The following is a 25692-nucleotide window of genomic DNA, read 5'->3' on the forward strand; positions in this document are numbered from 1 at the left end:
TCGTTGAATCCCCTAAAAGGCTATCGCTTTAGGTAGATAAGGCAGGTAGCGGCAGGGGACTATATGCTTGGTCCTTAGTTTCCCCGCGCCACGGCCAGTCCCGCCCGCGCCAGCGTGACGACGGCGGCGATGGCGCCCACGATCCCCGCCATGAAAAGCAGGAAATTGAGCGTGTTCCAGTCGAACCCGGTCACCCCGGTGCCGCGTCCGCCCGTCAGCGCGGAGAGGGTGGAAGCCACGACATTGGTCCAGCCCGACACCACGAGCCCCCAGAAGACCACCTTCTCGCCGGTCGCGCTCAGCGCGAGTTTCGTCGCGGCTGCTGCGGCGGCGATCATCAGCATGCCGTTCAGCACGCCTTCCATATGCGCCATGCGCCAGGCGCGGATCGTCCCCGGGATCGCCTGCGGCATGGACGGGTCGAGCGTCTGCCCGACAACCGCGCCATAGGGAAAGCCGGCGGCAAAGCCCGCCAGCAGCACCAGCGCCCCGTTGGCGACGAGCAGTCCGAATGTTCTGTTGGTCATGAATGATCCCCTCCCTCTTCTTCTTGAGGGAGAGCATAGCGGGCCCTCAGCCGAGGCGGAAGGCGCAGGTGAAGGCGGAGACCGGCACCCGTCTCTCGGTCCTGAGCGCGCAGCGCTCGATGGCATGGACTTCGAAGCCGTGCCGCTCGGCCATCCCGCGCAAATAGGCTTCGCTGTGCCGGAAGCGCCGCGACGGCCCGATTTCATAACCGGCTTCCGGTTTGCCCTCCGCTTCTTCATTGGAAAAGAAAAACCATCCCCCCGGCGTCAGCACACGGGCAAGGGCGGTGAAGATCGGGTCGAGCTCGCCGATATAGATCAGCGTGTCGCAGGCGATGGCGGTATCGAAGCGGGCGGGAAAGCTCTCGAGCACGCTCACGGCCTCGCCCACGACGACCTCGCGATAAAGCCCCGTCGCCATGGCCGCCGCCGCCATGCGGGGCGAGAGGTCGATCCCGGTCAGATGCGGGCAGCGGGGTTTGAAGGCGGCGCCGGAAAGTCCCGTGCCGCAGCCGATATCGATGGCCTCGCCGCCGGTCGGCGCCCCGCCGCTCGCCGCCCAGGCGTTCTCCGCCGTGGCAAACAGGAGATCGGGGCCGCGATAGCTCAGCGCGCCGGTCATATGCACGTCATAGCGCGCCGCATAGCCGTCGAAGAGATGCCGCACATAGCTGTTGGAGGCCTTGGTGGGCGGCGGGGCCAGGTCGAGTTCGGCCAGCCGGATCGCCGCGCCCCGTCTGTCCGCCGGATCGGCTTCTTTGGCGATTTTGAAATGGTGCGCGGCGCGGGCGGGTTCGTCCACCTGCGCCCAGGCCTCGCCGAGGCGGAAATGCGCCCGCGCATCGCCGGGCCGGATGCGCAGCGCGCGTTCGAAATCGGCAATCGCTTCGGGCGTTTCGTCGGCCTGAAGGCGCGCTTCGCCCAATGCGATCAGCGCGTCCTCGGAGCGTCCGTCGAGATAGCAGGCCTCCCTCAGCGTTTCGATGGCGTCCCCGTGCCGTCCTGCGAGGCTTTGCGCCCGGCCCAGCAGGGTCAGAAGGCGCGGCCCCGCCATGCCGTTTGCGCGCAGGCGCTCCAGCATCGTCACGGCATCTTCCGCCGCGCCGAGTTCGATCAGCCTTTCGCTCAATTCGCCGTGAAACCGGCTCTCCGCGCTCGCGGTCCCCGCCTTCAGCGCAAGCGCAATGGCGGCCTCTTTCTCGCCCTCGGCAATCAGCCGGTCGAGACTGTCGAGAATATGGTCCGGTTCGGCATCCGGTGAGCCGTCTTCGCTATGGGGCAGGGGCATTTGCCGCTTATCCGACAAACAGGGCCGGCACATATCGAACGAACGGGGTGCCGACCGAAAAAAGGCCGGGGCGATCTGCCCCGGCCAATTGCCTATATGGTCCCGAAATGCCGTTCCGGCAAGCGGCTTTATTCGGCCGACGCTTGAACCGGCTTCCGTCAGCCTGTCCCCATTAGCCCGCAAGCGTGCACTTGCCGTTATTGATGACGACCGCGTCGCGTTCCGGCACGCGCGCCCGGAAGGAGATCGTGTTGCCGTCCTTCCACAGATCGACGGCGATCTTGTCGCCGGGTATGACGGGCGCGGAAAAGCGCACGTCGAAGCCCGTGATCTTCGCCGCGTCGTAATCGCAGACCGAGGAGATGATCGCCCGGCAGCAGGTGCCATAGGTGCACAGTCCGTGCAGGATCGGCTTGTCGAAGCCGACCGCCTTGGCGAATTCCGGGTCGGAGTGAAGCGGGTTGCGGTCGCCGGACAGGCGATAGAGCAGCGCCTGGTCAGGCTTGGTTTCCGCTTCCACCGTCTGGTCCGGCGCGCGGTCGGGGATCTGGTGGGGCTGCGGCGCGCCTTCGCGCGGACCGCCGAAACCGCCGTCGCCGCGCGCGAAGATGGTGGATTCGAGCGTGCAGAGCTTGTCCTTGCCCTTTTCCGAAATCACCGTCTCCGTGACGATGATCGCGCCCTTGCCTTCGCCCTTGTCCCAGGCGCCGACGACGCGGCTGTCGGCGGTGATCTGCGCGGCGGCGGGCAGCGGACGATGCAGCGTCAGCTTCTGCTCGCCATGCACCACCATCATGTAATTGATGCCGCTGTCGGCGATCGGGCCGGCGCCCCAGGCGACCACGGTCGCCATGGTCGGCACCGTTTTCAGGTTCTTCTCGTAAACGAAAGAGAGTTCCTTTTCGTCCATCGGGTCGCGCCCGAAGCCGACGCCCAGCGCATAGAGCATGGTTTCGCGGTCGCCATAGCTGAATTCCTGACCGGTCGATTTCAGCGACATGAGGTGATCGTAATTGATCGCCATTATCTTCTTCTCCCCGTTTTCTCCGGCCCCTGACGGCGGGGCCCTGTCTGTTGGGCGCTAGCAAAGCGCGAACGGGAGGGCGGCGCAAGACCGTGGACTGGCCAATAATGCGCGTTGTTTGAAGCGTCTGACGACTATTTCGCGCCGCCGTGCCGCGACCGTCGCGAACCCGTAACAGACTCATGTCATCCATGAAGAATGATTCGCTGCGGCGATTGCCCTTCGATGTCCCGCCGCGCCGAGCCCAACCCGTGCAACTCGCGAGCGAACCGCCATGGCGGCCATGTCCGAGCCCGACTATCTGGAGGCGACCGCGAAGGTCGATCACCGTAACGCCGGATTGCGCGCGCTGGCCGAACGTGTCGGCGATGCCGCGACGGCGCGTGAGGCGGCGATCCGTCTGCACGATTACGTTCGCGACGAGATCCGATTCGGCTTCTGCGCCCAGATGTACGACCAGTCCGCCTCGCAGGTGCTGAAGGCGGGCATCGGATACGGCCTGACCAAATCGACGCTTTTCGTGGCGCTGCTCCGCGCGCTGGGCATTCCCGCCCGTCAGCATTTCGTGGACGTCTCGGCGGACATCCTCCATGGCGTCATGGCGCTGCGCGCGCCCTTTGCCGATCACTGCTATGTCGAGGTACTGCTCGACGAGGGCTGGGTGCGCGTCGACAGTTTCGCCGTCGACCTGGCGATGGCCGAGGCGGGCCGGGCCAGATTGCGCCGGGAAGGCCGGCTCATCGGCTATGGCGTGCATATCGACGGCCTGTCCGTCTGGGACGGCCGCCGCGACGCCTTTTGTCAGTTCGTGGACAATGGCGCGGTGGAGGCGTTCAGCGCGACCGATCGCGGGCTTTATCGCGACATCGACGAGTTCCACGAAAAGGCGGAGGGCTGGAACCGCGTCGGCCTGCTGGCGCGTCTCTTCATGCCCGCCTTCGTCTCCGCCGCCAATGCGCGCTGCGAAGCGCTGCGCCACGCCCCCGGCCGCATCGCCACCGCGGCGGAATAGCCTACCGCTCGCCCAGCACCTTCCAAAGGCTCGTCGCCGTCATCACCGTTTCCTCTCCCACGGTGAAGCTGCCGGAGATGAAGACGATCGCCCGCGTCTTGCGGTCGACCCATGTGCGGCAGGTGACGAGGTCGCCCGTTCTGGCCGTGCCGGTCACGCTGGCCTGCAGGCTCAGCGTCACGCAGCTCTTGCCCTCCGTGGCACGATGGGCCGCGCCGCCCAGATAGGCGTCGGCAAAGGTCATCAGCATGCCTTCATGCAGCTCGCCATATTCGTTCAGATGGCGCTCATCCACATAAAAGGCCGCGACGCGCGTGCCGTCGTCGGTCTCGCGTTCGAAAAGCGGCCCCACATGCGCCTCGAACGGATCGCCCAGGTCCGTCGGCGTGAACCCTTCCGGCGCCGCGCGCGAGACGGGGGAGGGATATGTCTTGCGCCCGCTCATGCCTTGCCCCCGTTTTCGCCCGGCTCGCTCTCCAGGCCGTAAATGCCGCTGGCCGTCATCAATATGCGGCTCCCCACCGTGAACCGGCCGGACAGGAAGAGCACGCTGCGCGTCGCGCGCGTCACCTCCGCCTCGCCCGTCACCACGTCGCCGAGTTCGCCCGCGCTCACGAAATCGCAATTGAACGAAAGCGTCCTGGCCCGCATCCCCGGCGCGCGCGCCGCCGCCTCGGCCTGCGCCGCCTCGCCCATGGCCAGCGAGGCGAGCGACATCGTCATGCCGCCATGCATCCGGTCGATACCGTTCAGGTGATGCGGCGCAATGCGCATCGCGAAACGCACGCCGTCCGGGCGCTGCTGGCGGTGGATCGGCCCGGTATAGGCGCCATATCCGGTCTCGCGGATCGGCTCGCCGGCCAGCTCGGGGTCTTTCGGGGGATAGGTGAAATCGGTCACAAGCTACTGTCTGGACTGGAGGTGGAAGACGGCGTTTGTCTAACCTCTGGATCGGCGCGGCACAAGAAACATGCGGAAAGGGCGATTTCCCTCATGAAACAGGCAACCGGCATCATCGCCGTGGAGACGAAGGGGCAGGGCTTCACCGACGTCACGCGCGACATCCTGCGCTGGGCGGGCGAAGCGGGGATGCGCGAAGGGCTGCTCACCCTTTTCATCCGCCACACCTCGGCCTCGCTCCTCATTCAGGAAAACGCCGATCCGGACGTGCTGGCCGATCTCGGCGATGCGCTGGACCGGCTGGCGCCCCGCGACGGCGGCTGGCGGCACGACGCGGAAGGGCCCGACGATATGCCCGCCCATATTCGCGCCGCGCTCACCCAGACGCATCTGGCGATACCGCTCATCGGCGGCCGTCTGGCGCTGGGCACCTGGCAGGGGATCTATCTCGTGGAGCATCGCGACAGGCCCCATCGGCGGGAACTGGCGTTGCATCTGATCGGCGAGTGAGGGGGCGGCTCGAAAGGCGTGAAAAGGACCCGGCCCGTCCGGGGGGTGGGGTGTGGGCCGGGCCCTTTTCTTCCGGTGCCCTTTCAAACTGGGGGGCAAGACCAGGACACCGGAAATGCTGTGCGTTTTATTTGTCGGCGGGCGGTGTCTTTCAGACGCCGGGGGCCGTGCTGCGCGGGCCGGGCTGGACCACGCCGATCCAGCGCGTCGGCACGCCGGCCTTTTCAAGCTCGTCCACCACCGAGAACAGGCGCTTGCGGGTCAGCTCGCGCGGCGCATGTTCGGAAGCGTCGAGTCCGGCGGCGGAGACCGTGATCTGCTGCAGCCCGCCGACCTCTATTTCCTCGGCGGCCGCGTTGATGGCGCGGCGGGCCTCGTCGGTCAGGGCGGCGCCGTTTTTCCGGAAATAGATCGGATAGGTGATCTGCTTCCCGTCATTCTGGGTAAGCACCACCGGCGAATAGCCGCCGGTCGCCGCCATGGCGGTGATGACGACCGCGCGCTCCTCCACGGGGCTGCGCGTCAGATCCTGCTCCGACGCGCTATGGGGTCCGGCCGCCAGCGCCCCCGTCGCGGCAAGCGTCGTCGCGCCCGCGGCAATGGTCGCGGCAGTCAGCGTAATGGCCGTCAGCGTCAGCATCCGTTTCATCTCTCGCCCCTTCCTGCCCGGCGGAAGTGCCGGTGCATTTCTGCGAAACCAGTTGTTCGATGCTGCAAATCTGGGCTGCGAATGTGGCCGGGGAGAGTGGGGGAACCGGCGTAAGGTGGGAAATTTTGAGGCGATTCTGCGGCGGGCCTCTCCGGCGGAACGCCGGATTCGCGGATTGTTCACCCCGCCTGACGTAGCGCCGACCGGCCCTGGCGGGGAGATTCCGCTTTGCGCCCCCCGTCCGGCCCGTTATGTTGCGGCCCCAAAAGGCGGGTTCGAAAAAGGCACCAAGACCTTCGCAGCCGGCTTTGGAACACCCGCCTCATTCAGAAGCAGATTTTCGGGAGAGCCCCCATGAGCAGAGAAGCAGTGATCGTGTCCACCGCCCGTACCGGCCTGGCCAAGTCCGGCCGCGGCGGTTTCAACATCACCCATGGCGCCGCGATGGGCGGCCACGCCATCAAGCACGCCGTCCAGCGCGCGGGCATCGAGCCGGGCGACGTCGAGGACGTGATCATGGGCTGCGGCCAGCCGGAAGGCGCCACGGGCCAGAACGTCGCGCGCACCGCCGCCATCTGGGCCGGCTGCCCGGTCACGACGTCCGGCACCACGGTCAACCGTTTCTGCTCGTCGGGCCTCCAGACCATCGCCATGGCCTCGGGCCGCGTGGTCAATGAAGGCGTGCCGGTCGCCATCGGCGCGGGCGTCGAGTCCATCTCGCTGGTGCAGCTCGGCGGCATGAACCTCAACCACATCACCGAAGAGCATCTGATGGCCACCAAGCCGGAGCTCTGGATGTCGATGCTGGAAACGGCCGAACTCGTGGCCGAGCGCTATGGCGTCTCCCGCGAGGCGCAGGACGAATATGCGCTGCGCAGCCAGCAGCGTATCGCCGCCGCGCAGGAAAACGGCATCTTCAAGGACGAAATCGTCCCGATGCAGACCAAGATGAAGCAGGTCAACAAGGAAACCGGCGAAGAAACCATCGTCGACTATCTTGTCGATCGCGACGAGTGCAACCGTCCCGGCACCACGCTGGAATCGCTCCAGGGCCTGAAGCCGGTCTTCAAGGGCGGCCAGAAGGTGAAGGAAGGCAAGTACGTCACCGCCGGTAACGCCTCGCAGCTTTCCGACGGCGCCGCCGCCGTGGTCATCATGGAAGGCAAGGAAGCCGAGAAGCGCGGCCTGAAGCCGCTCGGCGCCTTCCGCGGTTTCGCGGTCGCCGGTTGCGAGCCCGACGAAATGGGCATCGGCCCGGTCTTCGCCGTGCCGCGCCTTCTGGAGCGCGCGGGCCTCAAGGTCGACGACATCGACCTGTGGGAGCTGAACGAAGCCTTTGCCAGCCAGTGCCTCTACTGCCGCGACACGCTGGGCATCGACCCGGAGAAGTACAACGTCAATGGCGGCTCCATCGCCATCGGCCATCCCTACGGCATGACCGGCGCCCGCTGCACCGGCCACATCCTTCTCGAAGGCCAGCGCCGCAAGGCCGCCGGCCAGAACGTGAAATACGGTGTGGTCACCATGTGCATCGGCGGTGGCATGGGCGCCGCCGGCCTGTTCGAGATTTTCTAATCTCGAAACAGGACGGCTAAGGCGCCCATGACTCAAAGTTGCTGACATCACGAAGGTGATGTCAGCGGGCGCCGCGGGTCTCTTTGAAATCTTCTGATTTCAAAGAGACCGCAAAAGCGCCCATGAACTAACTATCGCTGAAATCGCTTGAGCGATTTCAGCGGGCGCTGCGACCCGAAACGATTCAAGGCCTGCGGATAACCCCGCAGGCCTTTTTTCATCCTTCAGTGTCATCCCGGGCTTGTCCCGGGACCCAGGGGCGACAAGCGCCGTGCATGCGGCCCTGGACCCCGGCATGAAGCCGGGGTGACGCATCTGTCTTTCCTTTCCGGCCCGCATCGCCTGTATGCTGCGCGCACAAGCATCCACGGGAGGAACCATGCGCTATTTCGACGATTTCGAAATCGGGGAACGTCACGACATTCCGGCATCCTACGAGATGACGCGCGACGAGATCGTCTCATTCGCGGGCAAATGGGACCCGCAGCCCTTTCACGTGGATGAGGAGGCCGCGGCAAAATCCGTCTACGGCACGCTGACGGCCTGCGGCACGCATATCCAGGCGGTCGTGCTCTGGCTCGCCGCGCGCCTGCCCGAAGAGACCGCCGTCATTGGTGCGCTCGGCTATGACGAGGTCCGCTTTCTCAAGCCCGCAAGGCTCGGTGACACGCTCCGCCTCGCCATCGAATGCATCGAGACCAAACCCTCCTCGTCGAAGCCCGACCGGGGCGTGGTGAAGAACCGCCACATCCTGATGAACCGGGACGGCGAAACGATCTTCACCCAGATCACGACGCTTCTCATCGCAAGAAACGGATGAGAAGCAGAAGATGACATGATCGGCGGCGCGGACACATGAGGTGGTTTTCCCCTCGGTGTCATCCTGCCGGGCCATCCACGTCTTTGCGCCGGAACGAGGCACGACGCGGCAGCGTCAAACTCCGGTGTCATCCCGGCGAAAGCCGGGACCCACTCGCAAAATCCGCCTGCCGCAGCAACTGCTAATGGATCCCGGCCACCTTCACATGCAAAGAGGGCCGGGATGACGCATTTTTTCTTGTCTTTTATTTTTCCGACGACAGCGTGGCTGTAGGGCTTGCTTCGAGCAGCAAAAAAGTTGGCAGCATGAACGATGAGATAAATCGAAAATGGTCTGAACTGGTCTCGCGTGTAGAAGCTCTCGATATCGAGAGACGTCACCTGGCAATGAGAAGTAACCGAAATCCAGCGAATGACTATCTCCACATGAAGTCGATGGATGTGATCCAGCGCCATAGTGAAGCGTGCAAGGCTCCATCAGATTTCACAGAAAGACATGGCATCTACGTTCGCTGAGGGTGACATGAGGGACTGCGAGTATCGACAGACCAAAAAAAGCGCCGGAACCCCGAAAGGTCCCGGCGCAAGTGCCCTCTCCCCCAAGAGGCAGCTGAGGGCGGGAGGTTAGAGTCCCAGAACGAGCTTCGCCATGATGTTGCGCTGAACCTCGTTCGAGCCGCCATAGATCGAGGCGGCGCGGTTGTTGAGATAGCTCGGCATGAAGACCATGCCGTCCGCGGGCCCGATGGGTGCCACATTGGAGCCGGGCTCGCGCGCATCCATCTGATCCACGCCCGCATAATAGGCGATGGTCTCGATGGCGATTTCGTCGAGGCGCTGGCGCATCTCCGTGCCCTTGGTCTTGAGCATGGAGGAGGCGGGGCCGGGGTTCTTCCCGCCCGCCAGTTCCGCCATCACGCGGTGTTCCGTCATCTCGATGGATTTGAGTTCGATCTCGGCTTCCGAGAGCTTGCGCGAGAACGTGCCGTCGTCGATCAGCCGCTCGCCCGTGCCCGCCTTCTCGGCGGAGGCGACGGCGCGGATTTTTTCGACGCCTTCCCAAAGCCCCGGCGCCGACGAGCCGCCGCGCTCGAACTCCAGCAGATATTTCGCGACCGTCCAGCCCTGGTTTTCCTCGCCCACGCGGTTCGTCGCCGGCACGCGCACATCGTCGAAAAAGACCTGGTTCACTTCATGCTCGCCCGCCAGCGTGATGATCGGATCGATCTTGATGCCCGGCGTGTCCATGTCGATCAGCACGAAGGTGATGCCTTCCTGTGGCTTGCCCGAATTGTCGGTGCGCACCAGGCAGAACATGCGATTGGCGAAATGCGCATGCGTCGTCCAGATCTTCGTGCCGTTGATGACATACTCGTCGCCCTCGCGCACCGCCTTGCATTGCAGCGAGGCAAGGTCGGAGCCCGATCCGGGTTCGGAATATCCCTGACACCAATAGTCCTCGCCGGAAAGGATGCGCGGCAGGTAGAACTCTTTCTGCGCCTTGGTGCCGAACTTCATCAGCATCGGCCCGCACATGCGAAGCCCCATGGGCGACAGATGCGGCGTGCCCGCCCGCGCGCATTCCGACGCGAAGATATATTTCTGCATCTCCGTCCAGCCCGTACCGCCATATTCGGCGGGCCAGTTGGGCGCCACCCAGCCTTTCTCGTAGAGCACTTTCTGCCAGGCGAGATTCCACTGCTTGTCGGTGAAGACCGAGGTGGTGAGCTTGCCCGCCTCGCGCAGTTCCGGCGTCAGCTTCTCGTCGAGAAAGGCGCGAACCTCGTCGCGGAAGGCCGCGTCCTCGGGCTTGAAATAGAGATCCATTGTTCTTCTTCTGTCGCTGTCGGATGTGAGCTATCGCAGGCAGTCTGTCGAGACTCCCATCCGGCGGCAAGCCTGATTGGCGGGCGTGTCGGGCATCCGGCGGACGGCCGACCCTGCGGCACCGGCCAGCGCGCGCACCATCGGACGTACCGTCGGCCTGACGAAAGGCGACACCTGCACGCCGCATTGGTCCTGCAATTTTTTCGGCAAAAGATCGATCGCCGCCTGCGTCACGAGCCGCTGCATCGGCTTGCCTGCTGCGCCCAGCGGCGTCGCATTGCGCACCAGCGCCAGGAATTCGTGCACCGTCTCGTTCGCATAGAGCTTCGGCGTCATCTCCTCCATATAGGCTTCCGCCTCCGCCTTCGAGGTCGGCACCCATTCCGCGCCGAAGCCCTTGCCGATGATTTCGCCCTCGCGGAAATAGCGGTCCTGATCCTCAAGCGAGAGCTTCGGGTCGGCATAGCGGATATAGGAATTGAGGAAGCCCCAGGCCGCCGTCACATGCACCCATGTCAGCAGTTCGGGCTGCATGGCGCGATAGGGGTCGCCGTCATGCGTGGTGCCGGTCACGCGCTCATGCATGCGCGTCACGCGGTCGAAGGTCGTCTCGGCCACCTTGGTCGGGCCATAGGTCACGCAGGCCGCCGCCATGCCGGTGCGCTCCATGCGCTTGATCGGGTCGACCTTGAAGGTCGAGTGATCCCACACGCCCGCGCGCACATGCTTTTCCGACAGTTCGAGGATCACGGCGGCGATCCCGCCCACCGCGCTCACCACCGGATTGGCGCTCACCTTCCAGCCCATGGAGCCGGGGCCCAGCAGGCCGGGATCGCCTTCCGGGCTCAGGAAATCGATCCCCGGAAACGGCGATCCGGATTTGCGCGCGCGCGGTGCCGTTTCGGCATGGTCGCGTTTCAGCATGGGGGTGTCGCTCTGGACTGACATGGATGGCCTCCTCCGCCGGATTCCTGACGGCATTTGCATGCCGCGAACTCCCCTCAATATAATCCAAGTAATTACTCGGAAAACTCGGATTTGGAAGCGCGCCGAAGGCCGCTCTCACGGTTCCGCCGGAAAGGCGCCAAGTGACTGAATATAAAGCCAAAAAAAGGCCGAAACAGGCCCGCTCCCGGGCCAGTTTCGATGCGATACTGGACGCCACGGCTCGGCTTTTGGCGCGGCGCGGATATGAGGATCTGACCACCAACCGCATCGCCGAGCAGGCGGGCGTCGGCATCGGCACGCTCTACGACTTCTTTCCCAACAAGGAGGCGGTGGTCGCCGAACTCACGGGCCGGCTGATGGCGGGCGTGGTGGAGAATATGGAGCAGGCCTTCGCCGAGGCGAGCCGGATGGAGGATCCATGGGCGGGCGTCCGGCACATGGTGACGGTGGCCGTCGGCTCGCTGGTGGAAGAGCGCGCCGTCTTTCGCGTATTGCTGCGTCAGGTGCCCTTCGTGCCGCAACTGCCGGTCATGGTGTCTTCGCGCGAGGCGATGGCCGCGCTTTCCCAGCGCGTACGCATCGCGGCGGGCGGCGCGCTCGACCTGCCCATGCCGGAGGAGGACGCCTGGCTGATTTCGGAAATGCTCTACAACGCCCTGCTCGAGATCGCCTTCCTCGACATCGGCCCCGAACGCCGCCAAATGCTCACGCGCGAACTCGCCCGCCTCACCTACCGCATGGCGGTCGGGCGCGATCCGGAGGCGTAACCCACACCCTCGGTGTCATCCCGGCGCCTGTCCCCGCGAAAGCCGGGAACCCGGAACCCGTTGGCGGTCGCGGCAAACGACAACCTCATCCTGAGGAGGGCCGCGGGCCCGTCTCGAAGGAGGGCGGCACGCCTTTGCGCCTCGCCCTTCGAGACGCGGACTTGCGTCCGCTCCTCAGGGTGAGGCGCAGAACGGTGAGGGTGCCCTCAAAGCCCCAGCACGGCCTTCGCCATGATGTTGCGCTGGACCTCGTTCGAGCCGCCGAAGATCGTCTGCGCGCGGGTGTTGAGATATTTCGGCATCACCATCAGCGTATGGTCCGGTCCCACCGGCGGCACATTCGCGCCCCAGGTGCGGGCCTCGAGCACATCGGGCTGTGCGTAATAGGCGATCGCCTCCACCGCGAGCTCGGTGATCTTCTGGTTGGTGTCGGCACCCTTGAGCTTGATGATCGAGGCCGCCGCGCCCGGGTTCTGCCCGTTCGACAGCTGCGACATGATGCGGTGTTCGGTGAACTCCACCGAGGTCACTTCCACTTCCGTCTCGTCGATCTTGCGGCGGAAGGCCGGATCGTCGATCAGCTTGGCGCCGTCGCTGGCGTTTTCGGTGCTCGCCATCTTGCGCAGCCTGTTCAGCGCATTGCGCAGCGCCGCGCCATGCGCCGCGCCGCCGCGTTCGAATTCGAGCAGATATTTCGCGACCGTCCAGCCTTCGTTTTCCTTGCCGACGCGGTTCGACTTCGGCACGCGCACATCGTCGAAAAAGACCTGGTTCACTTCATGGTCGCCCGCCAGCGTGATGATCGGGTCGATGGTGATGCCTTCCGCCGGGAACTCGTCGATCAGGATGAAGGAAATGCCCTGCTGCTTCTTTTCCGCGTTCGGGTCGGTGCGCACGAGGCAGAACATCTTGTTCGACTGATGCGCGCCCGTGGTCCAGATCTTCGTGCCGTTGATGATGTAGTCGTCGCCGTCCGACGTCGCCTTGCACTGGAGCGAGGCAAGGTCCGAGCCCGAGCCCGGTTCCGAATAGCCCTGGCACCACCAGTCCGTGCCGTCGAGAATGCGCGGCAGGTAATGGTCGAGCTGTTCCTTGGTGCCGTGGCCCATCAGCGTCGGCCCGACCATGGAAAGCCCCATATTGGAGCCCGCCGGCGCGCCCGCGGCGGAGCATTCCGACGCCCAGATGAAGCGCTGCATCACGTTGAAGCCCGCGCCGCCATATTTCTTCGGCCAGCTCGGCGCCGCCCAGCCGCGCTTGTGGAGCCGCTTCAGCCATTCCACCCGCAAATCCTGGTCGGCCAGAATGCCGGGCGTCAGCTTCGCATGGGCTTTCAGATCGTCCGTGAGGTTTTCCTTCAGGAATGTGCGCACCTCGTCCCGGAACGCGACATCCTCTTCCCGCATGGCGAGATCCATGATGATCCTCCCTCTTTCTTTATTCGGCTTTTGTTGTTCTTTTGGCGGCAATGCCTTGTTCGGCCTGCCTCTTGCCCGAATTATAGGCGATACTGACTTTTTGTCGCCAACTTCCCGTAGCGTCCCGCCGGGGCCGCGATCGGGCGTTCCGGCAGACGAAATCCCGTGCCACCTCCCGCGCCGTCCGGAGACAGCCCCTGAATGCAATTTGCCAATGAGTTCATCCTCGTCGCCGGCGCCATGGTCACTTTCGCGATTTTCGCAGGGGTGGCCTCTTCGCGGGTCGGCGCGCCGCTGCTGCTCGTCTTTCTGGCGCTGGGCATGCTGGCGGGCGAGGACGGGCTGGGCGGCATCCGCTTCGACGATTTTTCGCTCGCCTATCTGGCGGGTTCCATCGGCCTTGCGCTCATCCTGTTCGACGGCGGGCTCCGGACCACGCGCGAGGCGCTGTCGCGCGCCTTTTCGGTCTCGGTGGTGCTGGCCACGCTGGGCGTCGTCGTCACCGCGGGGATCACCGGCGCCACCGCCTGGCTGGTCTTCGATACGGGTTGGCCGACCGCGCTGCTGATCGGCGCCATCGTCGGCTCCACCGATGCGGCGGCGGTGTTCTTCCTGCTCCATCTGAAGGGCCTGCGCCTGCGCCCGCGCGTTGCCGCCACGCTGGAAGTGGAATCGGGCCTCAACGACCCGATGGCGATTTTCCTGACGCTCGCCTTCGTCGCGGTCCTGTCGGCGGGCGGTGTCGCCGCGACCGGGGCGGACTGGCAGGCGCAAGGGCTCGACCTCGCGCTCGATCTCGGCCTCGACTTCGTCTGGCAGTTCGCGGGCGGCGTGGTGTTCGGCGTCGTCGGCGGCGCGCTGGTGCGCCGTGCGGTCAACCGGCTGAACCTCTCGCCCGGGCTTTACCCCATTCTGGCGGTCGCGCTGGGCCTCGTCGTCTTCGGCGCCGCGCAGAGCCTCGGCGCGAGCGGCTTTCTGGCGATCTTTCTGGTCGGCTTCACGCTGGGCAATGCGCCGCACCGCGCCACCAACGAGATCAGCCGCTTTTCCGACGGTCTCGCCTGGCTCTCCCAGATCGTCATGTTCCTGATGATGGGCCTCCTGGTCACCCCCACCGACCTGATGCCGATTCTGCTGCCCTCGCTGGCGATCTCCGCCATGCTCATTCTCGTCGCCCGTCCCGTGGCGACGCTGCTCTGCCTCGGCCCCTTCGGCTACACCCGGCGCGAACTCGGCTTCGTCTCCTGGGTGGGCCTGCGCGGCGTGGTGCCCATCTTTCTCGGCACGATCCCGGTGCTGGAAAGCGTTCCCTTCGCGCATGAAATATTCGGCGTCGTCTTCATCGTCGTCCTGACCTCGCTCGTCGTGCAGGGCTGGACCATCGGCGTCGTCGCGCGGCTCACCGGCGTCGAACTGCCGCCGCGCCCGCATGCCCGCTCCCGCGCCGAACTCGACCTGCCCATGCAGGCGGGCCGTGCCGTGCTGGCCTATACGGTCGACCCGATGAGCCTTGTCGCCCGCCGCCCCATGCGCCGCGTGCCGCTGCCCGCCGATACCGAAATCATTTCCGTCATGCGCGAGGGCGCCGTGCATCAGGGCCTTCCCGCCGACGGCCTCAAGCCCGACGATTTCGTGCTGCTGCTCGCCTCGGGCGGCAAGACGGCGCAGTTCGACCGCCTGTTCGGCGCGCGGCGGCTGCGCCGCGAGGCCTCCGATCCCGTGACCATCGATTTCGAACTCGACCCGGAAGCCGACGCGGCGCAGGTGGCCGAACTTTACGGCTTCGGCCTCACGCCGCATGAGGCCGAGCATTCGATCGCCGATCTCATGCGCTCGCGTCTGGGCGACAAGAGCCTGGCGTCGGGCGCAAAGCTCGCGCTCGGATCGGTGGAACTCGTCGTGCTCGCCGTGGAGGGAGAGCGCGTCACGCGCCTCGGCGTCGATCTCGAACCGGCCCTGCCGGCAACGCTTCTCTCCCGCCTGCGCCTGCGCTGGCAGGAAACCTGGCAATCGATCCGCGACACCTTCTTCGTCGATGGCGGCGGAACCTGATTTCCTGCGTCATTGCGAGGAGCGGAGCGACGAAGCAATCCAGCACTGAGCCGGCCGCTCTGGATTGCCGCGCGCCCTGTCGGGCGCTCGCAATGACGGTTCAGGGGCAGAGATTCGCCTCCACCCCCGCGCCTCATCCTGAGGAGGGCCGAAGGCCCGTCTCGAAGGACGAGGCCCCCAAAGGCCCCCGAAGCACGAAACCAACCCCGCCATTTCTCTTCCCGCCCCGCTCGGTCTAAGGTGCCGCCACCAAAACAATCGTTCAGGGAGGCTGAAATGGATCTGCAACTCAAGGGCAAGAAAGCCATCGTCACGGGCGGCACGCGCGGTATCGGCCGCGCCATCGCGGAAACGCTGGCCGCCGAAGGCGCCGACATCGCGCTCTGTGCCCGCAATCGGGATCAGGTGGACGAGGCCGTCGCCGCGCTCAAGGCCAAGGGCGTGAATGCCTGGGGCGGCGTCGCCGACATCGCCGACGGCGCGGGCCTCAGGGCCTGGATCGAAAAGGCAGCCAATGACATGGGCGGTCTCGATATCCTGATCGCCAACGCCTCCGCGCTCGCCAACGGCATGGACGAGGAAAGCTGGCGCAAATGTTTCGAGATCGACGTCATGGGCGCGGTGCACGCCTTCGAGGCGGCGGCCCCCTTCCTTGAAAAGGCGGCGGAAAAGAACGGCGATGCGTCGGCCATCTTCATCTCGTCCATCTCCGCGGCGGAGACGCGCGGCGGCAATGCCTATGGCGCGCTGAAGGCCTCGCAGATCCATCTGGCGAAGGGGCTTGCCAAGGCCAATGCGGCAAAGCATGTGCGCGTGAACACGGTCTCGCCCGGCACCGTCTATTTCAAGGGCGGTGTCTGGGACATGATCGAGCAGCACATGCCCGACGTCTTCAAGGATGCCATGGCCGGCAACCCCACGGGCCGCATGGCGACGCCGCAGGACATCGCGAACGCCGCCGTCTTCCTGTCGAGCCCCATGTCCTCCTTCACCACCGGCATCAACATGGTGGTCGACGGTGCCATGACCACCCGCGTCAACTTCTGACGCGGGTAAGATCGCAAGAAAGTGACCACCCGCGTCAACTTCTGATCTCACCTAAACTGTCATCCCGGCCCTGTGCCGGGATCCAGGGGCCGCAAATGCGGAATATGCGGCTCTGGACCCCGGGACGTAGCCCGGGGTGACAAAAGAGGGAAGGTTACTCGGCAAGCGCATCCAACGCCGTGCATCGACTACCCGCGCGGCGTCCCGGCGAATTCGCCGATCCGGTCGTCGAGATCGGCGAGGTCGGCCTTGACCTGCCGCACGGCGAAGGCGAGCGAGAAGATGCGCGACATGAGTTCGGTCGGCAGCGCATCGTTCTCCTTGTTCGCGCGGAAAGCGGCCATCCCCTCCTCGAAGCGCTGGAAGCTCTCTTCCCAGCCATCGGCGGGCGCAATGGCGCGGCCGGCTTCCAGCGCATCGGCCTGCGCGCTCAGATGGGCGGCGACGCTCCGGCCCAGATTGTCGAAGATCGCGCCGAGCTGCCGGTCGGCTTCCGGCGGCCAGGGCTCGCGCGTCGCCCGCGCGATCATGATGAGGTTCACCCGCACGCGCCGCGCCGTGCGCACCAGCGCGTCGGGCGCGGTGCCGCCGGTCAGCCGCGCCGCCCGCTCGCCGGAGCTTTCCTCCGCCAGCGTGACGGATGTCTTGATGAGATCCCGGCTCGTCTCGATGAGTTCGCTCAGCGCGGCGTCGTCGCGCGGCTCATGCAGCCCCTTCATGTCGATGGCGAGCATGCCGGAAAGCTGGCGTAGCAGCGCCGCGATGCGCTTCACCAATGACCGGTGCGCCCGTTCCGGCAGCACGGTCAGCGCCACGAGAACGCCGATGGCCCCGCCGATCAGGATTTCGACGACGCGGTCGAGCGCGGCGGCCAGCGCCGAGACGCCGGGCTGCGGCACGATGAGTGTGATGATCGCGGTGATGGGCGCCACGCGAAAGCGCGCATCCAGGCTCACCACATAGGCCGATGCGCCGATGGCAAGCGCCAGCCGTACCCATTGGTAATCCGGCCCCACCGGAATGAGCGTGACGAGAAAGCCGAGCCCGGCGCCCAGCGCCGTCCCGATGAAGCGTTCCCGCGCCGCCTTCAGCGAACCGCCGATATTGCCCTGCATGACGATGACGGCGGTGATGACGGTCCAATAGCCGAAGGGAAGCGCCAGAAGCCGGGCAAGCCCATAGGCGATGAGCGCGGCGATCACCACCCGCAGTGCAAAGCGAAGTCCCGCCGGGTTGAACCGGTAGAGCAGGGGCAGGGCGTTGCGAAGCCCCGTCTTTATCGCCTTGAGCCTCATCGCCTCATGCTTTCTTGGCGCTCGTCCACTTCATGTCCTGACCATACTCCAACTGTCACCCCGGCTACATTTGAAATGCAGGGACTGGCCGGGGTGACAGGGTTTGATTGGCCGTGCAGACTTTTTTCCAACCCTCGGTGTCATCCCGGCGAAAGCCGGGACCCATTGGCGGTTGCGGCAAGCGGCTATTGCGAGTGGGCCCCGGCAACAAGTGCCGGGGCGACACTTGTTTGTCCGGCTGCATCATCCACAAGGCATGCTGTCATCCCGGGCCCTCCTGGCATGTGAAGGTGGCCGGGCCCCAGGGCTGACAGGGAGGTGGAGGTCTTACCCTCCAAGCGCCATCCAGCGCCGCATCGCGCGGCGGGCGAAAATTTCCTGCGCCGCGAGCGACGCCTCGATCTGCGGTTCGATCAGCGCCTCGATCTCGGCCTTGGCGCAGCCCAGCTCTTTGGCGCGGAACCCGGACCAGCCGTCGAGTATCTCCCGCGTCACTTCCAGATGGAACTGGAAGGCATAGGTCAGCGCGCCGATCCGGAAGGACTGGCTCGGACACCCCGCCCGCGTCGAAAGCGGCACGACGCCTCCCGGCAGGTCGCCGGGCAAATCGCCGGGCATGTCGAAAGTGTCGCCATGCCACTGCATCAGGCGGAGTTCGGGCTCGGCGTCGCAAAGCAGCGGATCGCCCGCGGCGTCCGGCAGCCATGTCTGCGGCAGGAACCCCCATTCCTCGCGCCGTTCGAGCTTCTCTTTCATCTTGTAGACGGGTGCGCCGAAAGCGCTGGCGACGAGCTGCGCCCCGAGGCACACCCCCATCGCCGGCTTCTTCGCCTCATGGAAACGGCGTAGCAGCGCCCGCGTCTTTTCCATGAAGGGATATTGCGCGTCCTCGTAAACGCCCATCGCGCCGCCCAGCACGACGACCGCGTCGAACCCGTCCGGCGTCTCCGGCACGTCGCGCCGCGCGCCGCTCGCCATGTCCAGCTTGTCGGTGGTGAGGATGAGCGTCGCATCCGCCCCTTGCCGCGAGGCTTCGTCGAGCAGCACGCCGGGGCCGGAATCCTTCGCATTCACGAGATAGAGAATATGCATGGGCCGTTCATTTCAGCCCAGTCGCGCGGAAAAGACCAGACCCGTCGATTCCGCGCAGCCTGTCACGAAACTGATACGCATTCCGGGCAATTTCCCTCCCATTCCGTCGCATGCGCCCGATGCGCCCTTTGCGACCCTGACATGGGGAAATGGACCGTGAATATCCGCTCGCTTACCGCCGCGCTCGCCGGAGCGCTGATGGCCACCACCGCGCTTTCCGCGGCCGCGATGGCCGCCGAACTGGTCATGGAGCCTCTGGGCACCCATGCCACCGGCATTTTCGATGAAGGCGCTTCCGAGATCGTCACCTATGACGCCACGGCGCAACGCCTTTATGTGGTCAATGCGGATGCGAAGACCGTCGATATTCTGGACATCTCCGACCCGTCCAGGCTGAAGGAAGCGGGCAAGCTCGACGCCGCCGCGCTCGGCAAGCAGGGCACCTCCGTCGCCGTGCATGACGGCCTCATCGCCGTCGCGATCTCCGCCGATCCGAAAACGGCCAATGGCAAGCTCGGTTTCTTCGATGCGCAGGGCAAGCTCCTGAACGCCGTCGATGTGGGCGCCAATCCCGATATGGTCACCTTCACGCCCGACGGAAAATATGCGCTCGTCGCCAATGAGGGCGAGCCGAACGACGCCTACACCGTCGATCCCGTCGGCTCCGTCTCGGTCGTCGATCTGACGGGCGGCGTGGAAAACGCGACGGTGAAGACCGCGGGCTTCGAGGCGTTCGACGGCAAGCCGCTGCCCAAGGGTCTTCGCATCGCCAAGCCGGGCGCCACGGTCTCGCAGGATATGGAGCCGGAATATATCGCGGTGTCGAAGGACGGCCGGACGGCCTGGGTCACGCTCCAGGAAAACAACGGTATCGCCATCCTCGACATTCCCTCCGCCATCGTGAAGAAAATGGTCGGCCTGGGCTACAAGGACTGGTCGAAAAGCGCGCTCGATCCCTCCAACAAGGATGGCGGCGTGCGCATTCAGCCCTGGCCGGTCTGGGGCATGTACCAGCCGGATTCCATCGCGGCCTTCGAGGCGGACGGCAAGACCTATCTCGTGATCGCGAATGAGGGCGATGCGCGCGACTATGACGGGTTTTCCGAAGAAACCCGGGTGAAGAAGCTCGACCTCGACCCCACGGTCTTCCCGCCGGAGAAGAACCTGCAGAACGACGCGCAGCTCGGCCGCCTCAAGGTCACCACGACCATGGGCGACGAAAACGGCGACGGCAAATATGAGAAGCTCTACGCCTTTGGCGGGCGTTCCTTCTCGATCCTGGATGCCGACGGCACGATGATCTTCGATTCCGGCGACGATCTGGAACGCCGGACCGCCCGGGCGCTGCCGGGCCAGTTCAACAACGACAATGACGAGAACAAGCCCGATGGCCGTTCCGACGACAAGGGCCCCGAGCCCGAAGGCGTCGCGGTGGGCGAGGTCGATGGCGTGACCTATGCCTTTATCGGTCTGGAGCGCATCGGCGGCATCATGGCCTATGACGTGTCCGACCCGGCCCGGCCGCGTTTCGCCGGCTATGTGAACACGCGCAATTTCAAGGTGGAGCCCGAGGCGGGCAAGGCCGCGGGCGATGTCGGGCCGGAAGGCATGGCCTTCATCCCGGCGGCGAGTTCGCCCAATGGCGAGCCGCTGCTGGCCGTCGGCTTTGAAGTGTCCGGCTCCACCACGATCTACAGCCTGAAGCCGAAGAAATAACCGGCGCGCGGGACAGCCGCTTTCGGTCAGGGCCGGTTCACGCCGGCCCTGATGCGTTTCAGGCCGTCGCGAAGCGGTCGCTGGCGCGCACCATCACATCCACGATGCCGGGCTCCGTCGCCGTATGGCCCGCATCCGGCACGATATGGAGTTCGCTCGTCTCCCACGCCTTGGAAAGCTCCCAGGCGGTGAACATCGGCGTCACTACATCGTAGCGGCCCTGCGCGATGACGCCGGGAATGCCGTTCAGCTTGCCCGCATCGCGCATGAGCTGGTCCTGCGGCTCGAAGAAGCCCCGATTCATGAAGAAATGGCATTCGATCCGCGCAAAGGCGAGGGCGAAATGCCCGTCCGCGAAGCGCTTCACCCGCTCCGGGTCGGACATGAGGGAAAGCGTCGTCCCCTCCCAGATGCTCCAGGCCTTGGCGCAGGCGATCTTCTCCGCCTCGTTCTCGCCCGTCAGCCGCTTGTAATAGGCGGCCATCAGGTTGCCGCGCTCCGCTTCCGGGATCGGCGCGATGAATTCCTCCCACGCATCGGGAAAGAGCGCGTCCGTCCCCTGCTGGTAGAACCAGTGCAGTTCCCGCTCCCGCAGCGTGAAGATGCCGCGCAGGATGATCTCGGTCACGCGGTCCGGATGGGTTTCGGCATAGGCGAGCGACAGCGTCGAGCCCCACGACCCGCCGCAGAGCTGCCATTTCTCGATGCCGAGATGCTCGCGCAGCCGCTCCATATCGGCGACGAGATCCCAGGTCGTGTTGTCGGTGAGTTCCGCATGCGGCGTCGATTTCCCGCAGCCGCGCTGGTCGAAGAGGACGATGCGATAGGCCTCCGGATCATGCGTGCGCCGCATGGTCGGGTTCGAGCCGCCGCCCGGCCCCCCATGCACGATGACGACCGGCTTGCCGTCCGGGTTCCCGCATTCCTCGAAATAGATCGTGTGAAGCTCGGAAACCTCCAGCATGCCTGTGTTGTAGGGCTCGATTTCGGGGTAGAGCGTGCGGCGGTCGGCGGTCATGTCGGGCATTTCGATACTCTCCGGGGGGGCGAGGCGGGACACTATATATAGCGGACAGTTAGGCGCGCGCCGATGCCCGCCGTCAATCTCGGCCCCCCTGAAAAAATCTGCATGCCGTCGCGGAGGGCTAAGCCTTTGCTGTCACGAAATTTTATCGTCCCCGTCACGTGGATTGGGGAATCGATTAACTAAAAATTCGACTCGACCCCTCCACAAGCGATTGCATCTTGGAGCGAAGCAGCTACTATATCTGGACGCGCCGACGCCAAATCGGGGATCGCCAAGGGGGTTCGCAGGCGGCGGCGTAAACACCGAATTCACAGCGTTATCTGCCCGTTCCGGGCAGAGGAATGGCGACCGTCATGCGGGCGCCGGATCGGTCACTCTTTGCCTGTTACACGCGGCGGTGGGCAGGTCGAATCGGGGGATGACATGCTGAACGACACGAGTAAGGCGATCGATATGAGTGAGATTGAGGCCCGTCTTTCCGCCATCGTAACCGGCGAGGGCGCTGTCGAGCGCAGCCGGGTGCGTCCGCGCGGCGACATGGCGCGCACGGCCGAGCCGGAAATGCCTTTCGGCGACGACGACCAGGCCGTGCAGGTGGGCCCCAAGCACCGCGTGAAGGTCGATTACAGCCGCGATGCGCTGCTGACCGATTTCGGCAAGGCGACGCTGAAGGACCGCTATCTGATGCCGGGCGAGAGCTTCCAGGATCTCTTCGCCCGCGTCGCCTCCTATTACGGCGACGACGCCGAGCACGCCCAGCGTCTTTACGATTACATCTCGCGCCTCTGGTTCATGCCCGCGACGCCCGTCCTGTCGAATGGCGGCACGCAGCGCGGCCTGCCCATCTCCTGCTTCCTGAACGAAGCGACCGACAATCTCAACGGCATTGTCGGCCTGTGGAACGAGAATGTCTGGCTCGCGGCCAAGGGCGGCGGCATCGGCTCCTATTGGGGCAATCTGCGCTCCATCGGCGAGACGGTCGGCGGCGTCGGCAAGACGAGCGGCATCATTCCCTTCATCCGCGTGATGGATTCGCTGACGCTCGCCATCAGCCAGGGCTCGCTCCGGCGCGGCTCGGCGGCGGTCTATCTGCCGATCGACCATCCGGAAATCGAGGAATTCATCGAGATCCGCCGCCCCACCGGCGGCGACCCGAACCGCAAGGCGCTGAACCTGCATCACGGCGTGCTCGTCTCGGATGCCTTCATGCGCGCGGTCGAGGCCGACGGCCAGTGGTCGCTGCTGAGCCCCAAGGACGGCACGGTCCAGAAGACCGTCTCCGCCCGCTCGCTCTGGATCCGCCTGCTGACGGCGCGCATCGAAACCGGCGAGCCCTATGTCATCTACAAGGACACGGTGAACAATGCCCGCCCCGAGCATCACAAGCTCGCCGGGCTTGAGGTAAAGACCTCCAATCTCTGCGCCGAGATCACGCTGCCCACGGGCCGCGACCACCTCGGCAACGACCGCACCGCCGTCTGCTGCCTGTCCTCGCTCAACCTCGAAACCTTCTTCGAGTGGCAGGACAATGAGCTCTTCATCGAGGATGTCATGCGCTTCCTCGACAATGTGCTGCAGGACTTCATCGACCGCGCGCCGGATGAGATGGCCAAGGCCAAATACGCCGCCGCGCGCGAGCGCTCCGTCGGCCTCGGCGTGATGGGCTTCCACTCCTTCCTTCAGGCCAACATGATCCCCTTCGAGGGCGTGATGGCGAAGGTCTGGAACAACAAGATGTTCGACCACATCAATCAGGGCGTGAACGCCGCATCCCGCACGCTGGCGGAAGAGCGCGGTCCCTGCCCGGATGCGGCCGATTACGGCATGATGGAACGCTTCTCCAACAAGACGGCCATCGCGCCCACGGCCTCCATCTCCATCATCTGCGGTGGTACCTCGCCGGGCATCGAGCCCATCGCGGCGAACAGCTTCACGCACAAGACGCTGTCGGGCTCCTTCAATGTCCGCAACCGTCACCTGACCAAGCTCCTGGAATCCAAGGGCCGCAACGACGACGAAACCTGGTCCTCCATCGTCACCAATGGCGGCTCGGTCGTGGAACTCGACTTCCTGACCGATGAGGAAAAGGACGTCTTCAAGACCGCCTTCGAACTCGACCAGCGCTGGGTGATCGAGCATGCGGGCGACCGCGCGGCCAAGGTCGATCAGGCGCAGTCCATCAACCTCTTCCTGCCGGCGGATGTGCACAAGCGCGAGCTGCACCAGCTTCACCTGCAGGCCTGGAAGAAGGGCGTGAAGAGCCTCTATTACTGCCGCTCGCTCTCCATCCAGCGCGCCGAACGCGCCGAAAAGCCCGCGGCCAGCGCGCTCGCCCCGGTCGCCAAGATGGAAGTGAAGTCGCTGGAAGACGTCGCCGCCGAAGCGCGCCGCCCGAACCCGGCCGAGCAGAACGACTACGACGAGTGCCTCGCCTGTCAGTGACACTCGGTGTCACCCCGGGCTTGTCCCGGGGCCCAGGGGCGACGGGGCACCGAGCCTGCGACCCCTGGATCCCCGCCACCTTCACATGCAAAGAGGGGCCGGGATGACAAGTCGACTGATGACGCTAGAACCCCAACCGGGAAACAGACCCATGTCCCTTCTCGAAGAACGTCACGTCTACAAGCCCTTCCGCTATCCCTGGGCCTATGATGCCTGGCTCACCCAGCAGCGCATTCACTGGCTGCCGGAGGAAGTGCCGCTGGCCGACGACGTGAAGGACTGGTCGAAGAACCTCACCGAAGGCGAGCGCAACCTGCTCACCCAGATCTTCCGCTTCTTCGTGCAGGCGGATGTGGAAGTGAACAATTGCTACATGAAGCACTACTCGCGGGTCTTCAAACCCACGGAAGTGCAGATGATGCTGGCCGCCTTCTCCAACATCGAGACGGTCCACATCTCCGCCTACAGCCATCTGCTCGACACGATCGGCATGCCCGAGGCCGAATACGAAGCCTTCCTGAAATACGAGCAGATGAAGAACAAGTTCGACTACATGCAGGAATGGGGCGTGGAGACCAAGGAAGACATCGCCAAGACGCTGGCGGTCTTCGGCGGCTTCACGGAAGGGGTGCAGCTCTTCGCCTCCTTCGCCATCCTGATGAACTTCCCGCGCTTCAACAAGATGAAGGGCATGGGCCAGATCGTGACATGGTCCGCCCGCGACGAGACGCTGCACACGCTCTCCGCCATGAAGCTCTTCCGCGTCTTCGTGGAGGAGAACCCGGAAATCTGGACCGACGAGCTGCAGCGGGACATCTACAAGGCCTGCGAGACCATCATCGACCATGAAGACGCCTTCATCGACCTCGCCTTCGAAATGGGCGGCGTGGAAGGCCTCGATGCGGACCAGGTGAAACACTACATCCGCTACATCGCGGACCGCCGCCTGACCCAGCTTCACCTCCAGCCCATCTACCGCACGGAGAAAAACCCGCTGCCCTGGATGGACGAAATGCTGAACGGCATCGAGCACACCAACTTCTTCGAAAACCGCGCGACGGAATACTCCAAGGCCTCCACGCAAGGAAGCTGGGAAGAAGCCTTCGACTGAGCGATCCTCATCGCCGAATGAAAAATGCCCGGGCCAGCGCCCGGGCATTTTGTTTATGGCAAGGCGGAAAACCCAAAACGAGGTGTCATCCCGGCGAAAGCCGGGACCCATTGGCACTAGACTGAAGCGATGTCCTATTTTGTTTACATGCCCGCCAGCCGCAAACGGGGCACCCTCTATATCGGGGTGACCAACGATCTGGCGCGCCGTGTGAGCGAGCACCGCGACGGGACGGCCTCCGCATTTACTCGAAAGTACCGCGTTCACCGGCTCGTTTATGCAGAAGCCTTCGATGAGATCGAGGACGCGATCCGGCGCGAAAAGGCGATGAAGGAGTGGCAGCGGTCATGGAAGGTCCAACTGATAGAGAAGAACAACCCTGAGTGGGGCGACCTCTACGACACGCTGAATCGATAGGCTAATGGGTCCCGGCTTTCGCCGGGATGACATTTGTTTTTTGGGCGAAAGGTGGAGCCCGATATCTGCAGCCCCGACCGGTTGAGAGCATGATTGCGGCAAGGCGGAAAACCAAAAATGAGGTGTCATCCCGGCGCCGGTGGATCCCGGGAACAAGTCCCGGGATGACAGCCTCATTTGTTTTTCCGAGGAAACCAAAACCACAGTGTCGTCCCGGCACTCGTTGCCG

At 64.7% G+C, this 25692-nt stretch carries 23 protein-coding genes; 11 read left to right on the forward strand and 12 right to left on the reverse strand.

Features of this window, described 5'->3' with window-relative positions; all coding sequences use genetic code 11:
* Nucleotides 1–74: 74 nt before the first annotated feature.
* From FHS78_RS16060 to FHS78_RS16070, 3 genes are all read right to left on the reverse strand, one after another.
* Nucleotides 75–527, reverse strand: coding sequence for a styrene oxide isomerase (locus tag FHS78_RS16060; protein WP_167095390.1), 453 nt, complete (start codon nt 525–527; stop codon nt 75–77).
* A 46-nt stretch (nt 528–573) separates the two neighbouring features.
* Entirely contained in the window at nt 574–1815 is a 1242-nt protein-coding gene (locus tag FHS78_RS16065; protein ID WP_167095391.1) for a methyltransferase domain-containing protein, read from the reverse strand.
* Between the two features lie 172 nt (nt 1816–1987).
* Nucleotides 1988–2839, reverse strand: coding sequence for a MaoC/PaaZ C-terminal domain-containing protein (locus FHS78_RS16070; RefSeq protein WP_167095392.1), 852 nt, complete (start codon nt 2837–2839; stop codon nt 1988–1990).
* Nucleotides 2840–3113: 274 nt separating this feature from the next.
* Between FHS78_RS16070 and FHS78_RS16075 the strand changes: the two genes are divergently transcribed.
* On the forward strand, nt 3114–3851 hold the full coding sequence (locus tag FHS78_RS16075) for a transglutaminase-like domain-containing protein (protein WP_167095393.1): 738 nt from the start codon (nt 3114–3116) through the stop codon (nt 3849–3851).
* 1 nt (nt 3852) lies between these two features.
* Here the strand turns inward: FHS78_RS16075 and FHS78_RS16080 are convergent, their stop codons facing one another.
* Both FHS78_RS16080 and FHS78_RS19705 read right to left on the reverse strand, forming a co-directional pair.
* Nucleotides 3853–4296: a PaaI family thioesterase gene (locus tag FHS78_RS16080; RefSeq protein ID WP_167095394.1), complete on the reverse strand. Its 444-nt coding sequence runs from the start codon at nt 4294–4296 to the stop codon at nt 3853–3855.
* Nucleotides 4293–4751, reverse strand: coding sequence for a hotdog domain-containing protein (locus FHS78_RS19705; RefSeq protein ID WP_167095395.1), 459 nt, complete (start codon nt 4749–4751; stop codon nt 4293–4295). The genes FHS78_RS16080 and FHS78_RS19705 overlap by 4 nt, the downstream gene beginning before the upstream one ends.
* A 93-nt stretch (nt 4752–4844) precedes the next feature.
* Between FHS78_RS19705 and FHS78_RS16090 the strand changes: the two genes are divergently transcribed.
* Nucleotides 4845–5261 (forward strand): secondary thiamine-phosphate synthase enzyme YjbQ, encoded by a 417-nt coding sequence (locus FHS78_RS16090; RefSeq protein WP_167095396.1) that lies wholly within the window; start codon nt 4845–4847, stop codon nt 5259–5261.
* Between the two features lie 151 nt (nt 5262–5412).
* Here the strand turns inward: FHS78_RS16090 and FHS78_RS16095 are convergent, their stop codons facing one another.
* The gene (locus tag FHS78_RS16095; RefSeq protein ID WP_167095397.1) at nt 5413–5910 is read right to left on the reverse strand and encodes an OmpA family protein; all 498 of its coding nucleotides are present in this window, start codon (nt 5908–5910) and stop codon (nt 5413–5415) included.
* 354 nt (nt 5911–6264) lie between these two features.
* On the opposite strand from FHS78_RS16095, the gene FHS78_RS16100 reads away from it, so the two are divergent.
* Both FHS78_RS16100 and FHS78_RS16105 read left to right on the forward strand, forming a co-directional pair.
* Nucleotides 6265–7485 (forward strand): acetyl-CoA C-acyltransferase, encoded by a 1221-nt coding sequence (locus FHS78_RS16100; RefSeq protein ID WP_167095398.1) that lies wholly within the window; start codon nt 6265–6267, stop codon nt 7483–7485.
* Between the two features lie 379 nt (nt 7486–7864).
* Complete coding sequence (locus FHS78_RS16105) at nt 7865–8305, forward strand: MaoC/PaaZ C-terminal domain-containing protein (RefSeq protein WP_167095399.1); 441 nt, start codon at nt 7865–7867, stop codon at nt 8303–8305.
* 623 nt (nt 8306–8928) lie between these two features.
* Here the strand turns inward: FHS78_RS16105 and FHS78_RS16110 are convergent.
* A complete protein-coding gene (locus tag FHS78_RS16110; RefSeq protein WP_167095400.1) occupies nt 8929–10131 on the reverse strand; it encodes an acyl-CoA dehydrogenase family protein in 1203 nt (400 codons plus the stop codon).
* A gap of 30 nt (nt 10132–10161) precedes the next feature.
* On the reverse strand, nt 10162–11079 hold the full coding sequence (locus FHS78_RS16115; protein WP_167095401.1) for an oxygenase MpaB family protein: 918 nt from the start codon (nt 11077–11079) through the stop codon (nt 10162–10164).
* Between the two features lie 140 nt (nt 11080–11219).
* Between FHS78_RS16115 and FHS78_RS16120 the strand changes: the two genes are divergently transcribed.
* The gene (locus FHS78_RS16120) at nt 11220–11846 is read left to right on the forward strand and encodes a TetR family transcriptional regulator (protein WP_167095402.1); all 627 of its coding nucleotides are present in this window, start codon (nt 11220–11222) and stop codon (nt 11844–11846) included.
* A gap of 206 nt (nt 11847–12052) precedes the next feature.
* Here the strand turns inward: FHS78_RS16120 and FHS78_RS16125 are convergent, their stop codons facing one another.
* Nucleotides 12053–13264 carry an acyl-CoA dehydrogenase family protein gene (locus FHS78_RS16125; protein ID WP_167095403.1) on the reverse strand — a complete coding sequence of 404 codons (1212 nt, stop codon included), beginning with the start codon at nt 13262–13264 and terminating at the stop codon, nt 12053–12055.
* A gap of 201 nt (nt 13265–13465) precedes the next feature.
* Between FHS78_RS16125 and FHS78_RS16130 the strand changes: the two genes are divergently transcribed.
* Nucleotides 13466–15316 carry a potassium/proton antiporter gene (locus FHS78_RS16130; RefSeq protein ID WP_167095404.1) on the forward strand — a complete coding sequence of 617 codons (1851 nt, stop codon included), beginning with the start codon at nt 13466–13468 and terminating at the stop codon, nt 15314–15316.
* Between the two features lie 276 nt (nt 15317–15592).
* Nucleotides 15593–16363, forward strand: coding sequence for an SDR family NAD(P)-dependent oxidoreductase (locus tag FHS78_RS16135; RefSeq protein ID WP_167095405.1), 771 nt, complete (start codon nt 15593–15595; stop codon nt 16361–16363).
* A gap of 188 nt (nt 16364–16551) precedes the next feature.
* Here FHS78_RS16135 and FHS78_RS16140 read toward each other — a convergent pair whose 3' ends face one another.
* Nucleotides 16552–17658: an FUSC family protein gene (locus FHS78_RS16140; RefSeq protein ID WP_167095406.1), complete on the reverse strand. Its 1107-nt coding sequence runs from the start codon at nt 17656–17658 to the stop codon at nt 16552–16554.
* 327 nt (nt 17659–17985) lie between these two features.
* Nucleotides 17986–18750 carry a type 1 glutamine amidotransferase gene (locus FHS78_RS16145; RefSeq protein ID WP_167095407.1) on the reverse strand — a complete coding sequence of 255 codons (765 nt, stop codon included), beginning with the start codon at nt 18748–18750 and terminating at the stop codon, nt 17986–17988.
* A 156-nt stretch (nt 18751–18906) separates the two neighbouring features.
* Between FHS78_RS16145 and FHS78_RS16150 the strand changes: the two genes are divergently transcribed.
* Nucleotides 18907–20466, forward strand: a complete 1560-nt coding sequence (locus tag FHS78_RS16150; protein ID WP_205305342.1) for a choice-of-anchor I family protein — start codon at nt 18907–18909, stop codon at nt 20464–20466.
* A gap of 58 nt (nt 20467–20524) precedes the next feature.
* Here the strand turns inward: FHS78_RS16150 and pip are convergent, their stop codons facing one another.
* On the reverse strand, nt 20525–21493 hold the full coding sequence (gene pip, locus FHS78_RS16155; RefSeq protein WP_167095408.1) for a prolyl aminopeptidase: 969 nt from the start codon (nt 21491–21493) through the stop codon (nt 20525–20527).
* A gap of 453 nt (nt 21494–21946) precedes the next feature.
* On the opposite strand from pip, the gene FHS78_RS16160 reads away from it, so the two are divergent.
* From FHS78_RS16160 to FHS78_RS16170, 3 genes are all read left to right on the forward strand, one after another.
* Nucleotides 21947–23935, forward strand: a complete 1989-nt coding sequence (locus tag FHS78_RS16160; protein WP_167095409.1) for a ribonucleoside-diphosphate reductase subunit alpha — start codon at nt 21947–21949, stop codon at nt 23933–23935.
* 151 nt (nt 23936–24086) lie between these two features.
* On the forward strand, nt 24087–25046 hold the full coding sequence (locus tag FHS78_RS16165; protein WP_167095410.1) for a ribonucleotide-diphosphate reductase subunit beta: 960 nt from the start codon (nt 24087–24089) through the stop codon (nt 25044–25046).
* Nucleotides 25047–25175: 129 nt separating this feature from the next.
* Nucleotides 25176–25463, forward strand: a complete 288-nt coding sequence (locus FHS78_RS16170) for a GIY-YIG nuclease family protein (RefSeq protein WP_167095411.1) — start codon at nt 25176–25178, stop codon at nt 25461–25463.
* Nucleotides 25464–25692 lie beyond the last annotated feature (229 nt).

This window comes from Parvibaculum indicum (assembly GCF_011762095.1).
In the GTDB taxonomy this organism is placed as follows: Bacteria; Pseudomonadota; Alphaproteobacteria; order Parvibaculales; family Parvibaculaceae; genus Parvibaculum; species Parvibaculum indicum.

What these genes read in the sequence shown, in the direction of transcription:
- FHS78_RS16110 (WP_167095400.1), bottom strand. Translation starts at nt 10,131, where the DNA reads ATGGATCTCTATTTCAAGCCCGAGGACGCGGCCTTCCGCGACGAGGTT.
- pip (WP_167095408.1), bottom strand. Translation starts at nt 21,493, where the DNA reads ATGCCCGACATGACCGCCGACCGCCGCACGCTCTACCCCGAAATCGAG.
- FHS78_RS16130 (WP_167095404.1), top strand. Translation starts at nt 13,466, where the DNA reads ATGCAATTTGCCAATGAGTTCATCCTCGTCGCCGGCGCCATGGTCACT.
- FHS78_RS16125 (WP_167095403.1), bottom strand. Translation starts at nt 13,264, where the DNA reads ATGGATCTCGCCATGCGGGAAGAGGATGTCGCGTTCCGGGACGAGGTG.
- FHS78_RS16060 (WP_167095390.1), bottom strand. Translation starts at nt 527, where the DNA reads ATGACCAACAGAACATTCGGACTGCTCGTCGCCAACGGGGCGCTGGTG.
- FHS78_RS16090 (WP_167095396.1), top strand. Translation starts at nt 4,845, where the DNA reads ATGAAACAGGCAACCGGCATCATCGCCGTGGAGACGAAGGGGCAGGGC.
- FHS78_RS16165 (WP_167095410.1), top strand. Translation starts at nt 24,087, where the DNA reads ATGTCCCTTCTCGAAGAACGTCACGTCTACAAGCCCTTCCGCTATCCC.
- FHS78_RS16070 (WP_167095392.1), bottom strand. Translation starts at nt 2,839, where the DNA reads ATGGCGATCAATTACGATCACCTCATGTCGCTGAAATCGACCGGTCAG.
- FHS78_RS16115 (WP_167095401.1), bottom strand. Translation starts at nt 11,079, where the DNA reads ATGTCAGTCCAGAGCGACACCCCCATGCTGAAACGCGACCATGCCGAA.
- FHS78_RS16065 (WP_167095391.1), bottom strand. Translation starts at nt 1,815, where the DNA reads ATGCCCCTGCCCCATAGCGAAGACGGCTCACCGGATGCCGAACCGGAC.
- FHS78_RS16160 (WP_167095409.1), top strand. Translation starts at nt 21,947, where the DNA reads ATGAGTGAGATTGAGGCCCGTCTTTCCGCCATCGTAACCGGCGAGGGC.
- FHS78_RS16140 (WP_167095406.1), bottom strand. Translation starts at nt 17,658, where the DNA reads ATGAGGCTCAAGGCGATAAAGACGGGGCTTCGCAACGCCCTGCCCCTG.
- FHS78_RS16105 (WP_167095399.1), top strand. Translation starts at nt 7,865, where the DNA reads ATGCGCTATTTCGACGATTTCGAAATCGGGGAACGTCACGACATTCCG.
- FHS78_RS16135 (WP_167095405.1), top strand. Translation starts at nt 15,593, where the DNA reads ATGGATCTGCAACTCAAGGGCAAGAAAGCCATCGTCACGGGCGGCACG.
- FHS78_RS16170 (WP_167095411.1), top strand. Translation starts at nt 25,176, where the DNA reads ATGTCCTATTTTGTTTACATGCCCGCCAGCCGCAAACGGGGCACCCTC.
- FHS78_RS16100 (WP_167095398.1), top strand. Translation starts at nt 6,265, where the DNA reads ATGAGCAGAGAAGCAGTGATCGTGTCCACCGCCCGTACCGGCCTGGCC.
- FHS78_RS16095 (WP_167095397.1), bottom strand. Translation starts at nt 5,910, where the DNA reads ATGAAACGGATGCTGACGCTGACGGCCATTACGCTGACTGCCGCGACC.
- FHS78_RS16080 (WP_167095394.1), bottom strand. Translation starts at nt 4,296, where the DNA reads ATGAGCGGGCGCAAGACATATCCCTCCCCCGTCTCGCGCGCGGCGCCG.
- FHS78_RS16145 (WP_167095407.1), bottom strand. Translation starts at nt 18,750, where the DNA reads ATGCATATTCTCTATCTCGTGAATGCGAAGGATTCCGGCCCCGGCGTG.
- FHS78_RS16075 (WP_167095393.1), top strand. Translation starts at nt 3,114, where the DNA reads ATGGCGGCCATGTCCGAGCCCGACTATCTGGAGGCGACCGCGAAGGTC.